Below are 19,269 nucleotides of genomic sequence, written 5' to 3'. Positions count from 1 at the left end.
CGGCCGCTTCCCGGAATGCGCCGGCCAGCCCGCGCGTGAGGATCTGCCGATAGAACCGCCCGTCCGACGCCGCGGCCAACGCCGTGGCCGACTCGCGCACGAAGGCGTCGCAGGTATCCAGGACCGCATCGACGTGATCCGCCAGCTCGACTAACTCGGCACGGGCGTGAATCGAACCGACGCGAGGTTCCAGGTCGCCGACCTTGGCGGCGGCAAGTACTGCGACGATGGCCGCCACTGCCGCGTCGTCGCGGCGTGCGGCGCTCGGAGCAGTTGTCAGGTGGGCCGCGCCCACCCCCTTGCGACTCGGGCGGCGGCGCAACCTCGGGCGATCAGACATGGTCCAGCCCGCTCTGCTCATTGAGGATCAGTTGCCACACGAAGCGCTCATAGCTGAGGCCGGCTGCGCTGAGTCGGTCGGCCAGCGCGCTGGCCGACGACAGCGCCGCCTCGCTGCGTTTGGAATGAGCGCGTTCCTGGTCACGCATCCATGCGTAGACGGGTTCGATCCGAGCGATCGCACTCCGGTCCGGCCAGCGGCGATTGGAGTGGTATCCGACGATGCGCCCTGCGGCATCCCGTGAAGGGGTCACGTGGGCCAGTACCCAATAGAAGTCCCCGGACCGGGTGCGGTTCTTGACGTAAGCGAAGATCTCCTGGCCGTCGGCGACGGTTTGCCATAGCAGTCGGAACACTCCGCCGGGCATGTCCGGGTGCCGGATGATGCTGTGCGGACGGCCCAGGAGGTCGGCCCGTTGATAGCCGCTCACGTCCACAAATACGCTGTTCACGTAGGTGATGTGCCCCTTGACATCCGTCTTGGAGACAATCACCTCATCGGCGCCGAAGGTGATCTCCTGCACTGTGGTGGCGACCGTCGTCATCTGAAGTTCCTCCCTGTCGAGCCCAGCGCGGGGGCGCCGTGGGCACCCGCCTGATCGACGAGCTGTCCTCAGGCTGAAGGTATGTGGGGCAAACTCACAGGTTGGAAGCCGGGACACTGGCGCAACGGAGCCGCGGCCTGCGTACTCGATCGCCCGCACGCGGTGCCACCCAGTCGGCCGGGTAGGGCAGGACCCGAGTCGCGACACAGAGTTGCCGAACGAGGAGGGCGAGCCGCACGGCTAAAGGACCTACCTCACGCGCGGTCGCGTCAGTGTTCGATCGCCGGTCCCCGCTCCAATCGCGCCCGTTCGGCGGCCAGTCGCCCCTTCGCCCAGCCCTCCGCATCGCGGCCGACCGAGACCGGCTTGCGGACCAGGCCGGGGAAGAGCGTCGCCGCGTAGTCCTCGACCTCCGCCGTACGCGCCGCCAACACCGGCACCAGCTCGGCACCGGTGGAACAGCGGTAGTCCGTCGCCGCCGACTCCGTCTCGGCGTCGGTCGCCGAGCGCAACCGCTCGCGGATCCGGACCGCGTACGAGGCCAGGAATGACGCCCGGAACGACCGGGTCCGGGAGCCACCCCGGATCGTCAGCCGCTTGCCTTCGGCGTTGAGCGCCTGCGTGGCCTGCACGAGGAGCGAGGTGAACAGGGTGTCGACCGAGGCCATGTCCACCTCGTAGCCCACCAGCGTGACCAGGTCCAGGCCGGTGATCCATACGGTCTTGACACGGTTGGCCCGCGCCACGGCGTTCAGGAGCAGGATCTTCTCCTTCACGTACGGCGTTGCGATCCAGATCCGCCGTCCGGACGGACCGCCGGTGCGTCGGGACGGGTCGGCCGCCGTGAGCATGGCCTGGTCGATGCTGTGCCGGGCCATCAGCTTCTGGGCCGCGGCCGTGAAGGTCTCCGCCTCGGCCTCGTAGTTCGTCGACTCGGCCTGCGCGAGCATCTGCCGGACCCGGAAGAGCACCTTGTCGTCCACCGGCTCCGCCCGCGGTGTCTCCGGCGCCTGCGGGGTGGCCGTCCCGGGCAACGGCAGCAGGGTCTCCAGCGGCACCAACCAGCTCAGGGCCACGATGAGCCGGACGCTGGCCTCCAGCACCAGCGCCCAGCTGCCGGCCGCGGCGGTCCGCGCCACCAGATAGCTGCTGGACGACGGCCACCAGAGCGACGCGCCGTACGCCGTCAGCTGGTCGAACCACCGCTGGTCCATCCCGGCGCTCGGGTAGCTCGCCAGGTCGCTGGCCATCACGTCCCCGAGCAGTTCCACCGCCAGCCGGTCCTGCCGCCCACCCAGGTATGCCTGCAGATCCAGCGGCTGCCACCCGCGCCGCCATGCCTCGCGCACCGCCCCGGCCAGATGCTCGCCGACGACCTGGTGGACTGCGGCGAGGGCTGGGGGCGTCGCACCCAGCTGCACGATCTCTCCGAGGACCGCGTCCAGACTCCCGCCACGCTCGGCCGCCACCGCGCCGTACGCCTGCCGAAGGAGCTCCTCCGCGCGGGTGCGCACCCGGACGGTCTCCGCGAGGCCGTCCGTCGCCGTGCCGTGGCCCGCACCGCTGGGCGACCCTACCCCGGCGCCCGCGGCCCGCGGCCGGTCATCCTGCCGCGCCCGGTCCGCGTGCGTCTGCCGCGCCCGCGCTCGGTCCTTCGCCTTGGCCTTGCGGCGCTGCTGGTTGCGCTGCCCCATCACTCCCCCGTCCCTCGCCCCATGCGGCGCCAGCCTGCCACGAGCCACCGACAGCGCTACGTGACGGCTGCCCCGGCCCGGGGCCCGGCCCCCACGCCCTCAGGGCGGCGGCTCAGGCGCCGAAGCGCGCCCGCGAGGCCAGTGCCTGCTCCAGCTCGGCGAGGCCGTCGACGACCTCACGGCGTACGGCCTCGCTCAACCCGCCACCCGACAGCGCGACCCGCGCGGCGTCGGCGGTCGCCTCCTCCACCAGCACCGCCGGGAAGGCGAACGCGGCGACGCGGGCGAGGGCGTCCTCGCCCAGGCGATCGCCCAGGGCCGGGACGTCCACGAAGTAGCGCGCGACGTAGTCCCGCAACGCCGCGGGATCCCGAGCCATCCAGAACCCCGTCGCCAGGGCGTTGCGCTCGTAGTTCGACAGCCCGTCCTCGTGCGTCAGCTGCCGCCAGGCCCACGCCTTGGACTGCGGTCCGGGCAGCGCGGCACGCGCGGTCAGGTACGCCAACCCGCCGGCCAACGTCCGGTCCTGCTCGTGCCGTCGGTCGAGGGTGGCCAGGTCGCTGAGGCCGCGCTCGGCCAGGGTCGTCGTGGCGAGCCAGCGCAGGTCCGCGTCCCCCGCGAGCGGCTCGACCTCGGTGTCGCCGACCATGACGCCGCGCAGGTACGCCGCGTCGGTCTCCCACCGCGCCCGGGCTCGGGCCCCCACGACGTACGCCGAGGAACCCACCTCGCGGCTCGCCGTCAGCGCCCGAGCCACCTCGGCCAGCCGCGGCTCGGCGATGACCCGCTCGGCGGCGGAGAGGAACACCCGCACCAGCGGGCGCAGCACGGTCGTCGTGATGCCATGCAGCAGCGCGGGGTCGGTTTCGACGGGGAGCGCCGCCTCCGCCAGCCCCAGCACCGTGCGCGGGTCCACCGTCGCGTCGTGCAGCCCGTCGAGCAGCGCCGCCCAGACCACCGCCCGCGCGACCGGATCGGGCACGCGCGGCAGCTCGGTCGGCAACGCCGCCAGGCTGCGCGCCGACAGGCGGATGGTCGCCCACGTCGCCGACCCCGCGTCCGGGATGACGAGGTGCGGCACCGGCGCCCCGACCACCCCGTCCAGCTCGATCTCCTCGTCGTCCAGCAGCACGTCACGCCGCCAGACCTCGCGGCCGTCGTCGTACCCCGCGATCTGGAAGGCGTGCGGCCGGTCGGCGGGCCCCCAGGAGTCGGGCCGCCCGGCCGCGTCGCCGCCGGCCGGCGCCACGCGGCGTACGTCCGCCGCGCTCACCCGCGCGCCGTCGCTGCGCAGGTCGACCGCGATCTCGTCGAGCCCCGCGGTCCGCAGCCACGCGTCCGACCAGGGCCCAAGCTCGCGGCCGGTGGCGCGCTCCATCGCGGCGAGGAAGTCCGCGAGCGACGCGTTGCCGAACGCGTGGGACTCCAGGTGGTCGCGCACCCCTGCGAGGAAGCCCTCGTCGCCGAGGTAGGCGACGAGCTGCGCGAGGACCGAGGCCCCCTTGGCGTAGGAGATCCCGTCGAAGTTCTGCAACGCGGCGGCCGCGTCGGCCGGCGGGTTGCCCGCCACGGGATGCGTCGAGGGGCTGCGCTCCGCGGCGTACCCCCAGGTCTTGCGCGCCATCGTGAAGTCCGCCCACGGCGACCCCAGCGGGGAGACGGCGGCGGCGCTGCGGTGCGCCATGTACTCCGCGAACGACTCGTTCAGCCAGAGGTCGTCCCACCAGCGCATCGTCACCAGGTCGCCGAACCACATGTGCGCCATCTCGTGCAGCACGGTGTTGACGCGGCCCATCCGCTCGGCGTCGCCCACGGTGCCCCGGAAGATCATTTGGTCGCGCAGGACGACACAGCCGGGGTTCTCCATGGCGCCCGCGTTGAACTCGGGCACGAACACCTGGTCGTAGCCGCCGAACGGGTAGGCGATCCCGAACAGCTCCTCGTAGTAGTCCAGCCCGGCCTTGGTGATCCGCAGGATCTCGGGCGCCTGCGCGGCGAGCAGGTCCGCCATCGAGGCCCGGGCGTAGATCCCGAGCGGGATGCCGCGGTGCTCGTCCCGATGCGCGGCGTAGGGACCGGCGCAGACGGTGACGAAGTACGTCGAGAGCGGGCGCGTCGTCGCCAGCGTCCACCACCCGTCGGCGTCGGGCGCCGGGCCGCTCGCCCCGTTGCCGACGACCAGCCAGCCCTGCGGCGCGCGGACGCGCACGTCGTACGGCGCCTTGAGGTCCGGCTGGTCGAAGCAGGCGAACACGCGGGGCGCCGCGTCGAGGAAGAGGTGCCCGAACACGTAGCGGAGGCCGTCGGCGGGGTCCACGGCGCGGTGCAGGCCCTGACCGTCGCGGCTGAAGGCCATGTCGGCCTCGACGACGAGCTCGTTGCTCGCCGCCAGGCCGGGCAGGGGCAGCCGCCCGTCCGTGACCGTGCTCGGATCGAGCGGCGCGCCGTTGAGCGTGATCGAACGAACGCGCCGGGCCTTCAGGTCCGCGAAGCTCGTGGCCCCCGGCTCGGCACTGGCGAACCGGACGACGGCGCGCGAGGCGAACGTCTCGCCGGTCTCGTCGTCGGCCGTCGCGGAGGTGAGGTCGAGGCGCACGTCGTACGCCGTGATCGTGAGCAGTCGGGCGCGCTCGACGGCCTCGGCGTGAGTCAGGGAAGGCACGCCGTCAACTCTGGCACGGGCGGTTCATCGGCCGCCGGCCATCCTCTGCAACCGCTCGATGCGGGCCGGCATCGGCGGGTGGGTGCTGAACAGTCCCGACACGTCCTGCGCGCGGAACGGGTTGGCGATCATCAGGTGGCTGGTGTTGACGAGGTCCTGCTGCGGCGGCAGCGGGGCCCGGGCGGTGCCCTGTTCCAGCTTCCGCAGGGCGCTGGCCAGCGCGAGGGGGTCTCCGGTGAGGCGCGCGCCGTCCTCGTCCGCGTCGTACTCCCTCGTCCGGCTGATGGCGAGCTGGATGACCGACGCCGCGAGGGGCGCGAGGAGCGCCAGGGCCATCATGGCGATCGGATTGGGGCGGTCCTCGTCGCTGCCGCCACCGAAGAAGAGCATCAGCTGGGCCACGCTGGTGATAACTCCAGCAAGCGCGGCGGCGACCGAGGAGGTGAGGATGTCCCGGTTGTAGACGTGCATCAGCTCATGCCCGAGGACGCCGCGCAGTTCGCGCTCATCCAGCAGGCGCAGAATACCCTCGGTGCAACAGACCGCGGCGTGGCTCGGATTGCGGCCGGTGGCAAAGGCATTGGGCGCCTCGGTGGGCGAGACGTAGAGCCGGGGCATCGGTTGGCCCGCCTTTTGGGACAGCTCGGCGACGATCCGGTACATCGCCGGCTGCTGCTGGGGGGTCACCGGGTGGGCCCGCATAGACCGGATGGCGATCTTGTCGCTGTTCCAGTAGCCATAGGCGGTCATGCCGACGCCGAGCAGGGCGAACAGCCAGATGAAGCGGCCACCGCCGATGAGCGAGCCGATCCCGAGCAGGAGGGCCCAGATCGCGCCGAACAGCGCGGCGGTCTTGAGCCCGTTGTAGTGCCGATGCATGTCGGGGGCAACGCTGGGCAGGGCGCTTCCGTTCCCGCGGACGTCGCTCCTCCGCCCGAGCGCGCCCAGGGCACCTTGCGCAATCGAGGGAAGTCGCACGGCCAACTGCTAGCAGAGTTGAATGAACTCTGGCTAAAGTTAGCCCTATCAGCGCGCCGGGGCCGCCGTTGCCTAGGATGAGCGGTCTCGGGCAACCCGCCGGGCGACTCGCGCGCCCATCCACCCCACAGAGGTCGGTGAAGCACCTCATGACCACCATCGACAGCACCGAGGTTCGCACCGTCGACCGCGTCGTCATCCGCTTCGCGGGTGACTCCGGCGACGGCATGCAGCTCACCGGCGACCGGTTCACCTCCGACACCGCCGGCCTCGGCAACGACCTAGCCACCCTGCCGAACTATCCCGCCGAGATCCGCGCCCCGCAGGGCACCCTTCTCGGCGTCAGCAGCTTCCAGCTGCACTTCGCCAGCTTCGACGTGTTGACGCCGGGCGATGCCCCAGACGTGCTGGTGGCGATGAATCCCGCCGCGCTCAAGGCCAACCTCGGCGACCTGCCCCGCGGCGGCCTGATCCTCGCGGACACGGACGAGTTCACCAAGCGCAACCTGGCGAAGGTGGGCTACGTCGACAACCCCCTGGAGGACGGCAGCCTGGAGGACTACCGGCTGCACGCCGTGGCGCTCACCACGGTCACGGTCGAAGCGCTGGCGGATTCGCCGCTGACGCGCAAGGAGAAGGAACGGGCGAAGAACATGTTCGCCCTGGGCCTGCTGGAGTGGATGTACAGCCGCAATCTGGAGGGCACCAAGGCCTTCCTGGAGACCAAGTTCGCGCGCAAGCCGGAGATCCTCGCCGCCAACCTGGTTGCGCTGGAGGCCGGCTGGAGCTACGGCGAGACCACGGAAGACTTCAACGTGCGCTACGAGGTGGCGCCCGCCCCGATGCGGTCTGGCCGCTACCGCAACATCACGGGCAACACGGCGACGGCGTACGGTCTAGTCGCCGCGGCCCACCGGGCCGGCCTCAAGCTGCTGCTCGGCTCCTACCCGATCACCCCCGCCTCCGAGATCCTGCACGTCCTGTCGGGCATGAAGCGGTTCGGCGTGACCACCGTGCAGGCCGAAGATGAGATCGCCGGCGCCGGCATCGCGCTCGGCGCGAGCTTCGGCGGGGCGCTCGGGATCACCACCACGAGCGGCCCGGGCCTCTGCCTCAAGAGCGAGACGATCGGCCTGGCCGTCTCCACCGAGCTGCCCCTGGTCATCGTCGACGTGCAACGCGGCGGTCCCTCGACCGGGCTGCCGACCAAGACCGAGCAGGCCGACCTGCTGCAGGCGCTCTACGGGCGCAACGGCGAGTCGCCGGTGGCCGTCATCGCCGCGCAGTCCCCGACGGACTGCTTCGACGCCGCCTACGAGGCGTGCCGGCTGGCGGTCACCTACCGGCACCCCGTCATCCTGCTCACCGACGGCTACCTCGCCAACGGCTCCGAGCCGTGGCGGCTGCCAGACATCGGCAGCCTCCCGGCGATCGACCCGGCGTTCGCCACCGGACCCAACGCCACGAACGCCAAGGGCGAGCCGACGTTCCACCCCTACCAGCGCGACGAGGCGACGCTCGCGAGGCCGTGGGCCCCGCCGGGCGTCCCCGGCCTGGAGCACCGCATCGGCGGCATCGAGAAGGCCGACGGCCACGGCGCGATCTCGTACGACCCGGCCAACCACCAGGTCATGACCGAGCTGCGGCAGGCCAAGCTGGAGAAGATGGCCGAGTCGATCCCGCCGCTGGAGGTCGACGACCCGACCGGCGACGCGGAACTGCTCGTGGTCGGCTGGGGCTCGACGTACGGCCCGATCACCGCAGCCGTCCGCAACATGCGCCGCGACGGCCTGAAGATCGCCCAGGCGCACCTGCGCCACATCGCGCCGCTGCCGCGCAACACCGGCGCGGTGCTGAAGTCCTACCAGCGCGTCGTGCTGCCGGAGATGAACCTCGGGCAGCTCGCGCTGGTCCTGCGCGGCAAGTATCTCGTCGACATCCGGTCCTTCACGCAGGTCAGCGGCCTGCCCTTCGTGCCCCTGCAGATTCGGCAGATGCTCGAAGACGAGCTGCGCATCCTGCAGGGCCCGCACGCCGTCCGCACCGGTTCCCAGGAGGCATGAGATGAGCACCGTCGACCTGCCGATGCCGGGCCTCACGGGCCTGCACGGCGTTCCCCAGGTTCCGGAGGGCGAGAGCCTGACCCGCAAGGACTTCACCTCGGACCAGGAGGTCCGCTGGTGCCCCGGGTGCGGCGACTACGCGATCCTCGCCACGTTCCAGGGCGTCATGCCGGAGCTCGGCATCCGCCGCGAGAACGTCGTCGTGGTCTCCGGGATCGGCTGCAGCTCGCGCTTTCCCTACTACGTGGACGCCTACGGGATGCACTCGATCCACGGGCGTGCCCCGGCGATCGCCACCGGCCTCGCCACCGCGCGCGAGGACCTGTCCGTCTGGGTCGTGACCGGTGACGGCGACGCCCTGTCCATCGGCGGCAACCACCTCATCCACGCGCTGCGCCGCAACGTGAACCTCAAGATCCTGATGTTCAACAACCGGATCTACGGGCTCACCAAGGGCCAGTACTCCCCCACCTCCCCCATGGGGATCATCACCAAGTCCTCCCCCCAGGGTTCCCTCGACGCGCCGTTCAACCCGGTGGCGCTGGCGCTCGGGTCGCAGGCCACGTTCGTGGCGCGCACCATGGCCTCGGACCGCGACCACCTGTCTCGCACGCTGCGCGCCGCTGCGGCCCACCGCGGGGCGGCGTTCGTCGAGATCTATCAGAACTGCCCGATCTTCAACGACGGCGCCTTCGACGTGCTGCGGGACGCCCAGTCCGCGGAGGCGCGCCTGCTGCGCATGGAGGAGGGCCAGCCGCTGCGCACGGCCGACCGCGTCGTCATCGCCGGCCCGCAGGGGCTCGAACTGGTCCCGACCGACGAGGCCCCCGAGGACCACATCCTCGTGCACGACCCGCGCAACCCCGACCCGAGCCGCGCCTTCACCCTGGCATGGATGGACCCGGGCGACATGTCGCACGTGCCTGTCGGGATCTTCCGCGACGTGCCCCGCCCGGCGTACGACGACCAGGTCCGCGGCCAGGTCAACGAGGCCATGGCGGCGGCCGGACACCTCACCGACGAGGACGTCAACAACCTCTTCGCCGGCCGGGACCCCTGGGTCGTGGAGGAGGAGGACGACGACTGATTCGCTGGGGGCGTCCGAGCCGGGCAGCCCCACGGTGCCGCCGTCGAGTGGGCGGCCAGAGCGCGACCACGCCCGGGGCGTGGCCTACGGTCTGGCCGCCTACCTCATCTGGGGCTCGTTCCCGCTCTACATACGCGCCCTCGCGCCCTCGGGGGCCGTCGAGATCCTGGCTGAGCGCATCGTCTGGTCGCTCGCGTGCTGCCTGGTGTTGCTGGTGGCCACCCGCGGGCTGCCCGGGCTGTGGGCGCAGCTGCGCCGGCCGCGCACGCTCGGCGGGTTGGCGCTGGCCGGGGCGCTGATCTCGGTCAACTGGGTGACCTATCTGATCGCGGTCACCTCGGGGCGGATCACGGAGGCCGCCCTGGGCTACTTCCTGAATCCGCTGGTCAGCGTCGCGCTCGGGCTCATCGTCCTGCGCGAGCGGTTGCGGCCGCTGCAGGCCGTCGCCGTCGGCGTCGGCGTCGTGGCGGCGGCGGTGCTCGCGATCGACGCCCACGCCGTGCCGGTCATCCCGCTGGCCTTGGCGTTCTCGTTCGGCACCTACGGGCTGGTCAAGAACAAGCTCGGGACCACGCTCACCGCCGTGCAGAGCCTGACGGCCGAGACGGCCGTCCTCGCCCCCTTCGCGGCGGCGGCCATCGGCCTGCTCGCCGCGCAGGGGGAGTCCACCTTCGGTGGGTACGGCGGGGCGCACGCACTCCTGCTCGCCTCGACGGGGCTGATGACCGCGGTCCCCCTGCTGTTCTTCGCGGCCGCCGCCCGGCGCGTCACCCTCGTGACGGTCGGGCTGATGCAGTTCATCGCGCCCGTCTTGCAGCTGCTGTGCGCCCTCGCCGTCGGCGAACGACTCTCGACCGGCCGCTGGGTGGGATTCGCCGTCGTGTGGCTGGCCCTGCTGCTGCTGGTGGCGGATCTGGTCCGGTGGGGCGTCAGTACACGGGCTCGGGCTCGGCCACGGTGACGAAGCCGGCGCCGCGCGCCTGTTCGACCACCGCGATCAGCACGCTGATGAAGCCCTGCAGGACGTCGAATGTGGCCTCGTCGTCGTGGTCGACGAGCCAGCTCAGCATCACGCCGTCGCACACCGCGAGCACCATGCGGGCGAGCGTGCGGGTGGGCAGGCCCTCCGAGCCGCGGATGCCGAGGTATTCGGTGATCATGACCTCGATGGCGTCGATGTAGGTCTTGTAGAGCAGCCGGGCCGACTCGCCGTCGCCGCGGATGGACCACGCGGCCAGCTCGTAGGACAGCAGCTGGCGTCCCGGCTGGGTCTGGGTGTGCTCCCAGAACGCCTTGAACGCCTCGTAGGCCTTCTCCTCGAAGCCGCCGGTGTGGCCGTCGAGGGCCTGGTTCACCGCGCCGATGATCGGCTTGATGAAGGACTCGGCGACGGCGTTCAGCAGGGCTTCCTTGCTGCTGAAGCAGTAGTGGACCACGCCGAGCGAGACGTTCGCCTCGTCGGCGATCCGGCGCACCGATGCAGCCGCGAGTCCCTCGCGAATCGCCAAATCGATCGTTGCCTCGATGAGTTGCTCACGACGCTGATCGGCCGGAACGCGCGACATAAGACCACCTCAGGACCAAGTTTACAGCGCGAGCATTCTCGCGCCGCCCCCACCTTAAACCGACGACGTGCGTTATGAAAGTGCCCCCCACGACGCCCGTCGAGAGCGTCGCGCCGTCCGGCAGTTTCTCTGCGCCACACGGCGGTTGGCTCCGAGGAGAGTCATGAACCGAGCCCCGCGGAGTCACCGTGAAGCCGGCCAAAACCACCCCGAGGCACGCAGGTCATCGTACTCGGTCAGCGTTCAAGACGTGAGCCCAAGCGCCGGGCGGCTGACATATTATTACCTGCCCTGCGTAACGGATTCGCGCATCCCAGCGCGTGTCGGGCGCGGCGTGTCGAACAGACGTGCCGCCTCGGCAGGTCACGGCGGCGCAAACGGCGTGTCACTGCGGCGCAACGACAGGCAAGGCCACGCGTCGGCATGGCGCGACGCGGCGCGCGGCGCCCTCAGACGCTGCGGTCCGCGACGCCCGACGCCAGAGCCGCGAGGGCCCGCACCGCGGGCCCATCCGGCAGGGGGCGTAGCAGGTCGCGCGCCTCGTTGGCCACGCGACGGGTCTCCTCCCGGGCGTGCCCGAGCGCGGGATGCCCCCGGAGCAGCTCTAGGGCCCGCGCCACCCCGGCGTCGTCGACCCGCAGGTCTCGGGAGAGCAGCTCCAGGAGCTCGGCGTCGGCCGGCGCGGCGGCCCGGCGGACATAAAGGACCGGCAGGGTGGCCACGCCCTCGCGCAGGTCCGTGCCGGGCTGCTTGCCGGAGGTGCCGCCGTCCGAGGCGATGTCGAGGAGGTCGTCCGCCAGCTGGAAGGCGACGCCCAGCCGCTCGCCGTACTGCCGCATGATCTCTGCGGTCCCAGCGTCACACCCCGAGAACATCGCGCCGTACCGGGCCGCCGTGGCGATCAGCACGCCGGTCTTGTCGGCGAGGACGCCCAGGTAGTAGTCGACCGGGTCGGCGCCGTCCGGGCAGGCGCGCACGTCGCGGATCTGACCCGAGCACAGCCGCACGAACGCCTGCGCCTGGATCTTGACGGCCTCGGGCCCCAGATCGGCGACGATCGCGCTGGCCGTGCCGAAGAGCAGGTCGCCGACCAGGATCGCGATCGAATTGCCGTACGCCGCGTTGGCGCTGGCCACGTGGCGGCGTACCTCCGCCTCGTCCATGACGTCGTCGTGATACAGCGACGCGAGGTGCGTCAGCTCGACCGCCGCCGCGGCCTGGACCACCTCGTCGGTCACCCCGTCGCCGAGGTGGGCGGCCAACAGGGTCAGCAGCGGCCGGAACCGCTTGCCGCCGGCCGCGAGCAAGTGGCCGCTGGCTTCGGCGATGAACGGGTCCGCGTGGTCGACCTGGTCGTGCAGGTAGTCGTCGACCGCCGCGAGCCCGGCCTGGAGGCTCGCTGCCAGGCCGGGCTCGACGTCGGGTAGGGCGAACGGGGGGCTCCCCGTCATGGCAGGAACTGCGTGGTCGACTCGAAGACCGTGAGCAGGGGCGCCGGGAACACGCCGAGCACCAGGGTGACGATGACCCCGATGGCGATCGCGAAGGTCGTCCCACTCGAGGGCGTGACGACCTCGACGACGCCGGCCCCGTCGCCGTCCGCCACCGGCGAGCGGAACATCAGGCCCGCGACGCGGAAGTAGGCGAACGCGGTGATCAGGCTGCACAGCACGCCGACCACCACGAGGACCACGCCGGCCGGCCCGCCGTGCGCCACGGCGGGCACGAAGGCCGCGACCTTGGCGGTGAACCCGCTGGTGAGCGGGATCCCGGCAAAGGCCAGCAGCAGCAGGAAGAATACGGCGGCGAACCGCGGGTGCCGGCGGCCGAGCCCGGTCCACTGCGCCAGCGCGGTGGCCTCCGTGCCGCCCTGCCGGACCAGGAACGCCATGCCGAAGGCCGCCACCGTGGTGAACCCGTAGGCCGCGAGGTAGAACAGCACGCCGTTCACGCCGCTGCGGTCGAAGGCGAGGAAGCCCACGAGGATGAACCCGGCGTGCGCGATCGAGGAGTAGGCGAGCAGGCGCTTGATGTCGGTCTGCGTCACGGTGAGGACGGAGCCGACGATCATCGTCAGGCCGGCCACGACCCACAGCGCCACCGTCCAGCTCCACCGGGTCGAGCCGATCCCGACGTACACCAGACGCAGCAAGGCACCGAACGCCGCGACCTTCGTGCAGGCCGCCATGAAGCCGGTCACCGGGGTGGGGGCGCCCTGGTAAACGTCCGGAACCCAGCTGTGGAACGGCCACGCGCCGATCTTGAACAGGATGCCGAACAGCAGGAAGAGCGCGCCGGGCACCAGCAGGGCCGGGTCGTTGGCGCGGCCCACCGCCATCGCGATGCCGGACAGCGACACCGTGCCGGCGAAGCCGAACAGCAGCGCCGCGCCGAACAGGAAGAAGGCGGAGCTGAACGAGCCGAGGAGGAAGTACTTCAGCGCGGCCTCCTGGCTGAGCAGGCGGCGCCGGCGCGAGATCGCGGTGAGGACGTAGAGCGGCAGGGACAGCACCTCGAGGGCGACGAACATGGTCAGCAGATCGCCCGCCGAGACGAACATCATCATGCCGCCGGTGGCGAAAAGCGCCAGCGGGAAGGCCTCCGTCGTCGACGCCCCGAGTCGCTGGGCGATCTCCTCCTGCTTGCTGCCGGGGACGGCTGCACCCGAGGGGGTGAACGCATCCGCGACGCGGCCGGAGAGCCGGTCGGCCATGATCAGGATGGACGCGAGCGCGAGCACCACGATCAGGCTCTGCAGGAACAGGGCGACACCGTCGATCACCGCGGCCCCGGCCAGGGTCGAGGTCTGGTTCGGGCGGGCCAGCAGCAGGATCGCGGCCAGCGCGCCCAGCAGGGTCACGATCGCCACCCCGAACTGGAGCTCGTGGCGGCTGCGCCGGGCGGCGAACGCCTCGATGAGCACCCCGATGAGCCCGCCGCCGAAGACGATCAGCATGGGGGCGATGGCGCTGTACGAGATGTCGATCTTCGTGAACGTCGCCGACGGTACGTCGATCGCCGCCCAGACCGCCGGGATGACCGGGTTCACTTCGCACTCCCCTCAGCGGCACCCGCGCTGGGAGCCGGATCCTGCACGCCGACGATGGACAGGGTCTTGTCGACGGCCGGGTTGATCACCTGCAGCGCCAGGTTCGGGTAGAAGCCCAGCACCACGAAGATGGCGATGAGCGGGGCCACCACGAGCCGCTCCCGGGAGACGAGATCGGGGACGCGCAGCGCCGGCACCGACGGATCGTCCTCGGCCTCGACCGCGCCGTCGTGATCGACGACCCGGCGGCCGGGCGGCGGGCCGGTGAAGACCCGCTGGTACCAGAGCAGCACGTAGAGCGCCGCCAGGATGATGCCGATCGAGGAGATCGCCGCCACCCACGGGTAGCGCTGGAAGGTGCCCATCATCACGAGGAACTCCGAAACGAAGCTGCCCAGGCCCGGCAGCGCCAGGGCGGAGAGGCCGGCGACCAGGAAGGTGCCCGCAAGCAGCGGCGTGACGCGCTGCCAGCCGCCGTAGTCGCGGATGAACGGGCTGCCATGGCGCGCGATGAGCATCCCTGCGAGCAGGAACAGCGCCGCAGTGCCGAACCCGTGGTTGAGCATGTAGAGGACGCTGCCCTGACCGCCCATCCGGGTGAAGGCGAAGATCCCCAGCACGATGAAGCCGAAGTGGCTCACCGAGGTGAAGGCCACCAGGCGCATCATGTGCTGCTGACCGATCGCGGCCAGCCCGCCGTACAGGATGGACAGCAACGCGAGCGCGATGACCACCGGCGTCGCCCACTGGCTGGCGTTCGGGAACATCTGCAGGCAGAAGCGCAGCATTCCGAACGTGCCGACCTTGTCGAGCACGCCGACCAGCAGCGTCGAGGTCGCGGGGGTCGCGGCCTCGGCCGCGTCCGGCAGCCAGGTGTGCACCGGCACCATCGGGGCCTTGATGGCGAACGCGATGAAGAAGCCCAGGAACAGCAGCCGCTCCGTGGTCGGGTCCATCGACAGCCCGGTGAGAGAGGAGACGAGGAAGCCGGTGGAGCCGCCCTTGCCCTGCACGTAGACCCCGATGACCGCGGCGAGCATGACCAGGCCGCCGGCGAGGGAGAACAGCAGGAACTTCAGCGCGGCGCGGCGGCGGTGCTCCCCCACGCCGTAGCTGGCGATGAGGAAGTAGACCGGGATGAGCATGCCCTCGAAGAAGACGTAGAAGAGGAAGACGTCGACGGCGGCGAAGACGCCGATCATGAACGCCTCGAGAAGCAGGATCCAGGCGAAGTAGCCGTTGTCCCGCATCCCGTCCGCCGGCATGTCCTCCCAGGCCGCGACGATGCAGATCGGGACGAGGATCGCGGACATCACGATCATCGCCAGCGCCATCCCGTCGACGCCCAGGGCGTAGCTGATCCCCCACTGCGGGATCCACTCGTGGGTGGCCTTCAGCTGGAACTGCTCGGCGGAGCCCGTGTCATAGACGCCCAGCCACGCGATCAGCGCGCAGACCAGCACGACCAGGGAGAACCCCAGCGCGACCGGACGGGCCATCCGACCCCCGCCCCGCGGGAGGAACGCCACGACGAGCGCCCCGACGAGCGGGACGACCATCATGACGGTCAGCCAATCGACGTTCTTCATCACTGCACCACCCAGACGGCACCGAGGAGGACGACGATGCCGACGAGCATCGTCAGGGCGTAGGAGCGGACGAACCCGTTCTGCAGCCGACGCAGGCCGCTCGACAGGGCACCGACGGCGCCGCCCAGGCCGAGCATCGAGCGGTCGATGCCGCCCGAGTCGGTGAGGACGGTCCCGCGGACCAGCGCGTTGCCGGGCCCGACCAGGGCGATGTCGTTGACGTCGTCCTGGAAGAAGTCGTTGCGGGCGAGCGTGGCCAAGCCACCGGTCGCCGGGGCGCCGACGCGACCCTTCCAATACTTGGTGTAGGCCAGGAACGCGCCGGCGAGCACCAGCAGCAATGTGAGCCCCATGATGAGCCACGCGTTCAACACCGGGTGGTGCTCGGCGCCGTGCGCCTCCGCGCCGACGGCCGGGCCGAGCCAGTCGGTGAAGCCGAGCCACGCCAGGACCAGGCCGATGAAGGCCGAGCCGACCGCGAGCACCATCATCGGCACGGTCATCGTGCTGGGCGACTCGTGCGGGTGGTCGTGCCCCAGCCAGCGGCGCTCGCCGTGGAACGTCATGAAGAACAGGCGCGACATGTAGAAGGCGGTGAGGCCCGCGACGAACATCGTCAGGAAGCCGAACACCCAGGGGCGCCAGCCCTCGCCGATGAACGCCGCCTCGACGATCTTGTCCTTGCTCCAGAATCCCGCGAACGGCGGGATCCCGAGGATGGCCAGCCAGCCGAGCAGGAAGGTGCCCCAGGTGATCTTCATGACCGAGCTCAGGCCGCCGAAGGTGCGCATGTCGACGCGGTTGCCCATGCCGTGCATGACCGACCCCGCGCCGAGGAACATCCCGGCCTTGAAGAAGCCGTGCGTGATCAGGTGGAAGATCGCGAAGGCGTAGCCGACCGGTCCCAGGCCCGCCGCGAGCATCATGTAGCCGATCTGGCTCATCGTGGACGCCGCGAGCGCCTTCTTGATGTCGTCCTTCGCGCAGCCGATGATCGCCCCCATCGTGAGCGTGATCGCACCGATGATGACGACGGCCAGCTGGGCGGTGGGCGCCAAGTTGTAGATCGCGTGGCTGCGCACCACCAGGTAGACGCCGGCGGTGACCATCGTCGCCGCGTGGATCAGCGCCGAGACCGGCGTCGGGCCGGCCATGGCGTCGCCGAGCCAGCTCTGCAGCGGGAACTGCGCCGACTTGCCACAGGCGGCGAGCAGCAGCAGCAGCCCCAGCACCGTGAGCGCGGTCTCGTTCGCGTGGCTCGCCGCCCCGAAAACGCCGGCGTAGTCGACCCGGCCGAACGTGAAGAACATCAGCATGATCGCCAGGCCGAGCCCGAAGTCGCCGACGCGGTTGGCGATGAACGCCTTATTCGCGGCGGAGGCGTACGGCGGGTTCCAGTTCCAGAAGCCGATGAGCAGGTACGACGCGAGACCCACGCCCTCCCACCCGACGTACAGCAGGAGGTAGGAATCGGCGAGGACCAGCGTGAGCATCGCCGCGACGAAGAGGTTCAGGTAGGCGAAGAAGCGACGCTTGTCGTGGTCGTGCTCCATGTAGCCCAGCGAGTACACGTGGATCAGCGAGCCGACGAAGGTCACGAGCAGCACGAAGCTGATCGAAAGCTGGTCCAGGAGCATCCCGGCCGACAGGTCCAGCGACCCCGCCGTGATCCACGAGAACAACTTGAGGTGGAAGGCCCGCTGCTCCACGTCCTGCCCGAGCATCTGCAGCAGGATCGAGGCCCCGACGAAGAAGCTCATCCAGGACAGGACCGTCGCGAGGATCGGACCGAACTCGTCGGTCTTGCGACCGCCCACGAGCAGGACGGCGGCGCCGAAGAGCGGGAGGGCGACGAGGAGCCAACCGTACGCCGCGGGGCCGGTCGCCGCCGCCGCTTCGGGGGCGGGTGCGGACGCCGTGATCAGGCCGACGGCCGAGGGGATCGATAGCACGCCTTCTCGCTCCTTACAGCTTCAGCAGGTTGGCGTCGTCGACCGAAGCCGATCGGCGGGCACGGTAGATGGCCATGATGATCGCGAGGCCGACCACGACCTCCGCGGCGGCGACCACCATGACGATGAGCGCGATCACTTGGCCGTCGAGGGTGCCGTTGAGGCGGGAGAACGTCACGAACATCAGGTTCACGGCGTTGAGCATGAGCTCGATGCCCATAAACACGACGATCGAGTTTCGTCGCGTGAGGACGGTGGCCGCACCGATCGTGAAGAGGATCGCCGCGAGGTAGACGTAGGCCATCACGCTCATCGCTGCGACCCCTCCTCGATCTCGTTGTCGACGAACTCGACCGCGTCGGTGAACGGCTTGGGGCCGGTGACCTGACGGCGCGCCGTGAGGATGCGGCTGACGGACAGCTCGCTCGGCGTTCCGTCCGGCAGCAGCGCCGGCGTGTCGACCGCGTTGTGCCGCGCGTAGACGCCCGGGGCGGGCAGGCCCGCGACGTACCGGTTCTCCCGGACCCGTCGGATCGACCACTCGCGCTGACTCGGCCGCGGGATCAGGCGCTCGCGGTGCGCCAGCACCATCGCGGCCAGGGCCGCGGTGATCAGCAGGGCGCTGGTCGTCTCGAAGACCCAGACGTACGGGCCGAAGATCAGGCCCGCGACGCCAGCGACGTGGCCGTCCCGGTTCACCGCGTCCAGGCCGCCGGGAACCCCGACGACGCGGGCGTGCCCGAGGATGGACAGCAGCAGGACGCCGAGGCCGAACGCGAAGAGCAGCGAGATCCAGCGGTGCCCCTTGATCGTGTCGACCACGGACTCACTGGCCTCGACGCCGATCAGCATGATGACGAAGAGGAACAGCATCATGACGGCGCCGGTGTAGACGAACACGTGCACGATGCCGAGGAAGTCCGCGCCGAGGGCCAGGTAGACGATGCCGAGCATGACCATGACCAGGGCCATGGACATCGCGGCGTAGACGGCCTTGCGGGCGAACAGCAGGCCGAGTCCGCCGCAGACCATCGTGATCGCGACGATCCAGAAGAACACCGACTCCCCGGTGGACATGAACGATGCGTCGGTCATTTCCGCTCCTCACCCTCCACGCGGTGCTCGACGTACTGGCGCTGTTCGAGGGTGCCCTTGGTGACCTTGCCCTGGTAGTAGTCCCGCTCCACCATGCCGGTCACCATCGGGTGCGGCGGCTGCACCATACCGTCGCCCAGCGGCGCCAGCAGTTGGTGCTTCTCGAAGATGAGGTCGGCACGCGTGTGGTCGGCCAGCTCGTAGAAGTTCGTCATCGTCAGGGCCCGGGTAGGGCAGGCCTCGATGCACAACCCGCAGAAGATGCAGCGCAGGTAGTTGATCTGGTAGACGCGGCCGTAGCGCTCGCCCGGGGAGAACCGCCCTTTGCCGCCCTGAGCGGTGGGGGTGTCGTCGTTGTCCGCGCCCTCGACGAAGATCGCGTCCGCGGGGCACGCCCAGGCGCACAGCTCGCAGCCGACGCACTTCTCCAGGCCGTCCGGGTGCCGGTTGAGCTGGTGGCGGCCGTGGTAGCGAGGGGCCGTGGGCGCCTTGACCTCGGGATATTCAACCGTTGCGACCTTGCGGAACTGCGTCTTGAAGGAGACCCCGAACCCGGCCACGGGGGCGAACAGGTCGGCGAAGAAACCGCGAGGCTTCTCCTCCTGCGGGTCCTTGTTCTGTTCGCTCATGGCGTCACCTCGCGCGTGTGGC

The 19,269-nt window shown here is 70.5% G+C and carries 15 protein-coding genes; 3 read left to right on the top strand and 12 right to left on the bottom strand.

Translation table 11 applies throughout. From position 1 onward, the window contains the following. Window positions 1-332 precede the first annotated feature (332 nt). The 4 genes from IPK37_13035 to htpX all read right to left on the bottom strand — a co-directional run bounded on the left by IPK37_13035 (window position 333) and on the right by htpX (window position 6,119). Complete coding sequence (locus IPK37_13035; GenBank protein QQR99889.1) at window positions 333-884, bottom strand: PAS domain-containing protein; 552 nt, start codon at window positions 882-884, stop codon at window positions 333-335. A 269-nt stretch (window positions 885-1,153) separates the two neighbouring features. After that, on the bottom strand, window positions 1,154-2,578 hold the full coding sequence (locus IPK37_13030) for a DUF2786 domain-containing protein (protein ID QQR99888.1): 1,425 nt from the start codon (window positions 2,576-2,578) through the stop codon (window positions 1,154-1,156). A 112-nt stretch (window positions 2,579-2,690) separates the two neighbouring features. Continuing rightward, entirely contained in the window at window positions 2,691-5,240 is a 2,550-nt protein-coding gene (gene pepN / locus IPK37_13025; GenBank protein QQR99887.1) for an aminopeptidase N, read from the bottom strand. A 24-nt stretch (window positions 5,241-5,264) separates the two neighbouring features. Beyond that, window positions 5,265-6,119, bottom strand: coding sequence for a zinc metalloprotease HtpX (htpX, locus tag IPK37_13020; protein ID QQR99886.1), 855 nt, complete (start codon window positions 6,117-6,119; stop codon window positions 5,265-5,267). Window positions 6,120-6,295: 176 nt separating this feature from the next. On the opposite strand from htpX, the gene IPK37_13015 reads away from it, so the two are divergent. From IPK37_13015 to rarD, 3 genes are read left to right on the top strand one after another with little or no spacing between them, the layout of a single operon-like run. Next, window positions 6,296-8,281, top strand: a complete 1,986-nt coding sequence (locus tag IPK37_13015) for a 2-oxoacid:acceptor oxidoreductase subunit alpha (GenBank protein QQR99885.1) — start codon at window positions 6,296-6,298, stop codon at window positions 8,279-8,281. A 1-nt stretch (window position 8,282) separates the two neighbouring features. Continuing rightward, the gene (locus tag IPK37_13010; protein ID QQR99884.1) at window positions 8,283-9,368 is read left to right on the top strand and encodes a 2-oxoacid:ferredoxin oxidoreductase subunit beta; all 1,086 of its coding nucleotides are present in this window, start codon (window positions 8,283-8,285) and stop codon (window positions 9,366-9,368) included. Window positions 9,369-9,402: 34 nt separating this feature from the next. Next, window positions 9,403-10,329: an EamA family transporter RarD gene (rarD, locus tag IPK37_13005; GenBank protein QQR99883.1), complete on the top strand. Its 927-nt coding sequence runs from the start codon at window positions 9,403-9,405 to the stop codon at window positions 10,327-10,329. Here rarD and IPK37_13000 read toward each other — a convergent pair. The 8 genes from IPK37_13000 to nuoI all read right to left on the bottom strand — a co-directional run bounded on the left by IPK37_13000 (window position 10,298) and on the right by nuoI (window position 19,247). Further along, window positions 10,298-10,933, bottom strand: a complete 636-nt coding sequence (locus tag IPK37_13000; GenBank protein ID QQR99882.1) for a TetR/AcrR family transcriptional regulator — start codon at window positions 10,931-10,933, stop codon at window positions 10,298-10,300. The two genes, rarD and IPK37_13000, sit on opposite strands and share 32 nt — an antisense overlap. Before the next feature lie 449 nt (window positions 10,934-11,382). Next, window positions 11,383-12,384, bottom strand: coding sequence for a polyprenyl synthetase family protein (locus IPK37_12995; GenBank protein QQR99881.1), 1,002 nt, complete (start codon window positions 12,382-12,384; stop codon window positions 11,383-11,385). After that, on the bottom strand, window positions 12,381-13,970 hold the full coding sequence (gene nuoN / locus IPK37_12990; protein QQS02860.1) for an NADH-quinone oxidoreductase subunit NuoN: 1,590 nt from the start codon (window positions 13,968-13,970) through the stop codon (window positions 12,381-12,383). The genes IPK37_12995 and nuoN overlap by 4 nt, the downstream gene beginning before the upstream one ends. An 8-nt stretch (window positions 13,971-13,978) precedes the next feature. Continuing rightward, window positions 13,979-15,571, bottom strand: a complete 1,593-nt coding sequence (locus IPK37_12985; protein QQR99880.1) for an NADH-quinone oxidoreductase subunit M — start codon at window positions 15,569-15,571, stop codon at window positions 13,979-13,981. Further along, window positions 15,571-17,523, bottom strand: a complete 1,953-nt coding sequence (gene nuoL, locus IPK37_12980; GenBank protein QQR99879.1) for an NADH-quinone oxidoreductase subunit L — start codon at window positions 17,521-17,523, stop codon at window positions 15,571-15,573. Before nuoL ends, IPK37_12985 begins: the two co-directional genes overlap by 1 nt. 13 nt (window positions 17,524-17,536) lie before the next feature. After that, window positions 17,537-17,836: an NADH-quinone oxidoreductase subunit NuoK gene (nuoK, locus tag IPK37_12975; GenBank protein QQR99878.1), complete on the bottom strand. Its 300-nt coding sequence runs from the start codon at window positions 17,834-17,836 to the stop codon at window positions 17,537-17,539. Then, the gene (locus IPK37_12970) at window positions 17,833-18,618 is read right to left on the bottom strand and encodes an NADH-quinone oxidoreductase subunit J (protein QQR99877.1); all 786 of its coding nucleotides are present in this window, start codon (window positions 18,616-18,618) and stop codon (window positions 17,833-17,835) included. Before IPK37_12970 ends, nuoK begins: the two co-directional genes overlap by 4 nt. Then, complete coding sequence (gene nuoI, locus IPK37_12965; GenBank protein ID QQR99876.1) at window positions 18,615-19,247, bottom strand: NADH-quinone oxidoreductase subunit NuoI; 633 nt, start codon at window positions 19,245-19,247, stop codon at window positions 18,615-18,617. Before nuoI ends, IPK37_12970 begins: the two co-directional genes overlap by 4 nt. Between the last annotated feature and the right edge of the window lie 22 nt (window positions 19,248-19,269).

Source organism: Austwickia sp., from assembly GCA_016699675.1.
In the GTDB taxonomy this organism is placed as follows: Bacteria; Actinomycetota; Actinomycetes; order Actinomycetales; family Dermatophilaceae; genus Austwickia.
Note: the sequence above shows the minus strand (reverse complement) of the source record. Positions and strands in the feature narration are given on the sequence as shown.

Coding starts and splice junctions, on each gene's coding strand:
- nuoI (QQR99876.1), bottom strand. CDS start 19,247: ATGAGCGAACAGAACAAGGACCCGCAGGAGGAGAAGCCTCGCGGTTTC.
- IPK37_13000 (QQR99882.1), bottom strand. CDS start 10,933: ATGTCGCGCGTTCCGGCCGATCAGCGTCGTGAGCAACTCATCGAGGCA.
- IPK37_12985 (QQR99880.1), bottom strand. CDS start 15,571: ATGAAGAACGTCGATTGGCTGACCGTCATGATGGTCGTCCCGCTCGTC.
- htpX (QQR99886.1), bottom strand. CDS start 6,119: ATGCATCGGCACTACAACGGGCTCAAGACCGCCGCGCTGTTCGGCGCG.
- IPK37_12995 (QQR99881.1), bottom strand. CDS start 12,384: ATGACGGGGAGCCCCCCGTTCGCCCTACCCGACGTCGAGCCCGGCCTG.
- IPK37_13030 (QQR99888.1), bottom strand. CDS start 2,578: ATGGGGCAGCGCAACCAGCAGCGCCGCAAGGCCAAGGCGAAGGACCGA.
- nuoK (QQR99878.1), bottom strand. CDS start 17,836: ATGAGCGTGATGGCCTACGTCTACCTCGCGGCGATCCTCTTCACGATC.
- IPK37_13015 (QQR99885.1), top strand. CDS start 6,296: ATGAGCGGTCTCGGGCAACCCGCCGGGCGACTCGCGCGCCCATCCACC.
- IPK37_13010 (QQR99884.1), top strand. CDS start 8,283: ATGAGCACCGTCGACCTGCCGATGCCGGGCCTCACGGGCCTGCACGGC.
- IPK37_13035 (QQR99889.1), bottom strand. CDS start 884: ATGACGACGGTCGCCACCACAGTGCAGGAGATCACCTTCGGCGCCGAT.
- IPK37_12970 (QQR99877.1), bottom strand. CDS start 18,618: ATGACCGACGCATCGTTCATGTCCACCGGGGAGTCGGTGTTCTTCTGG.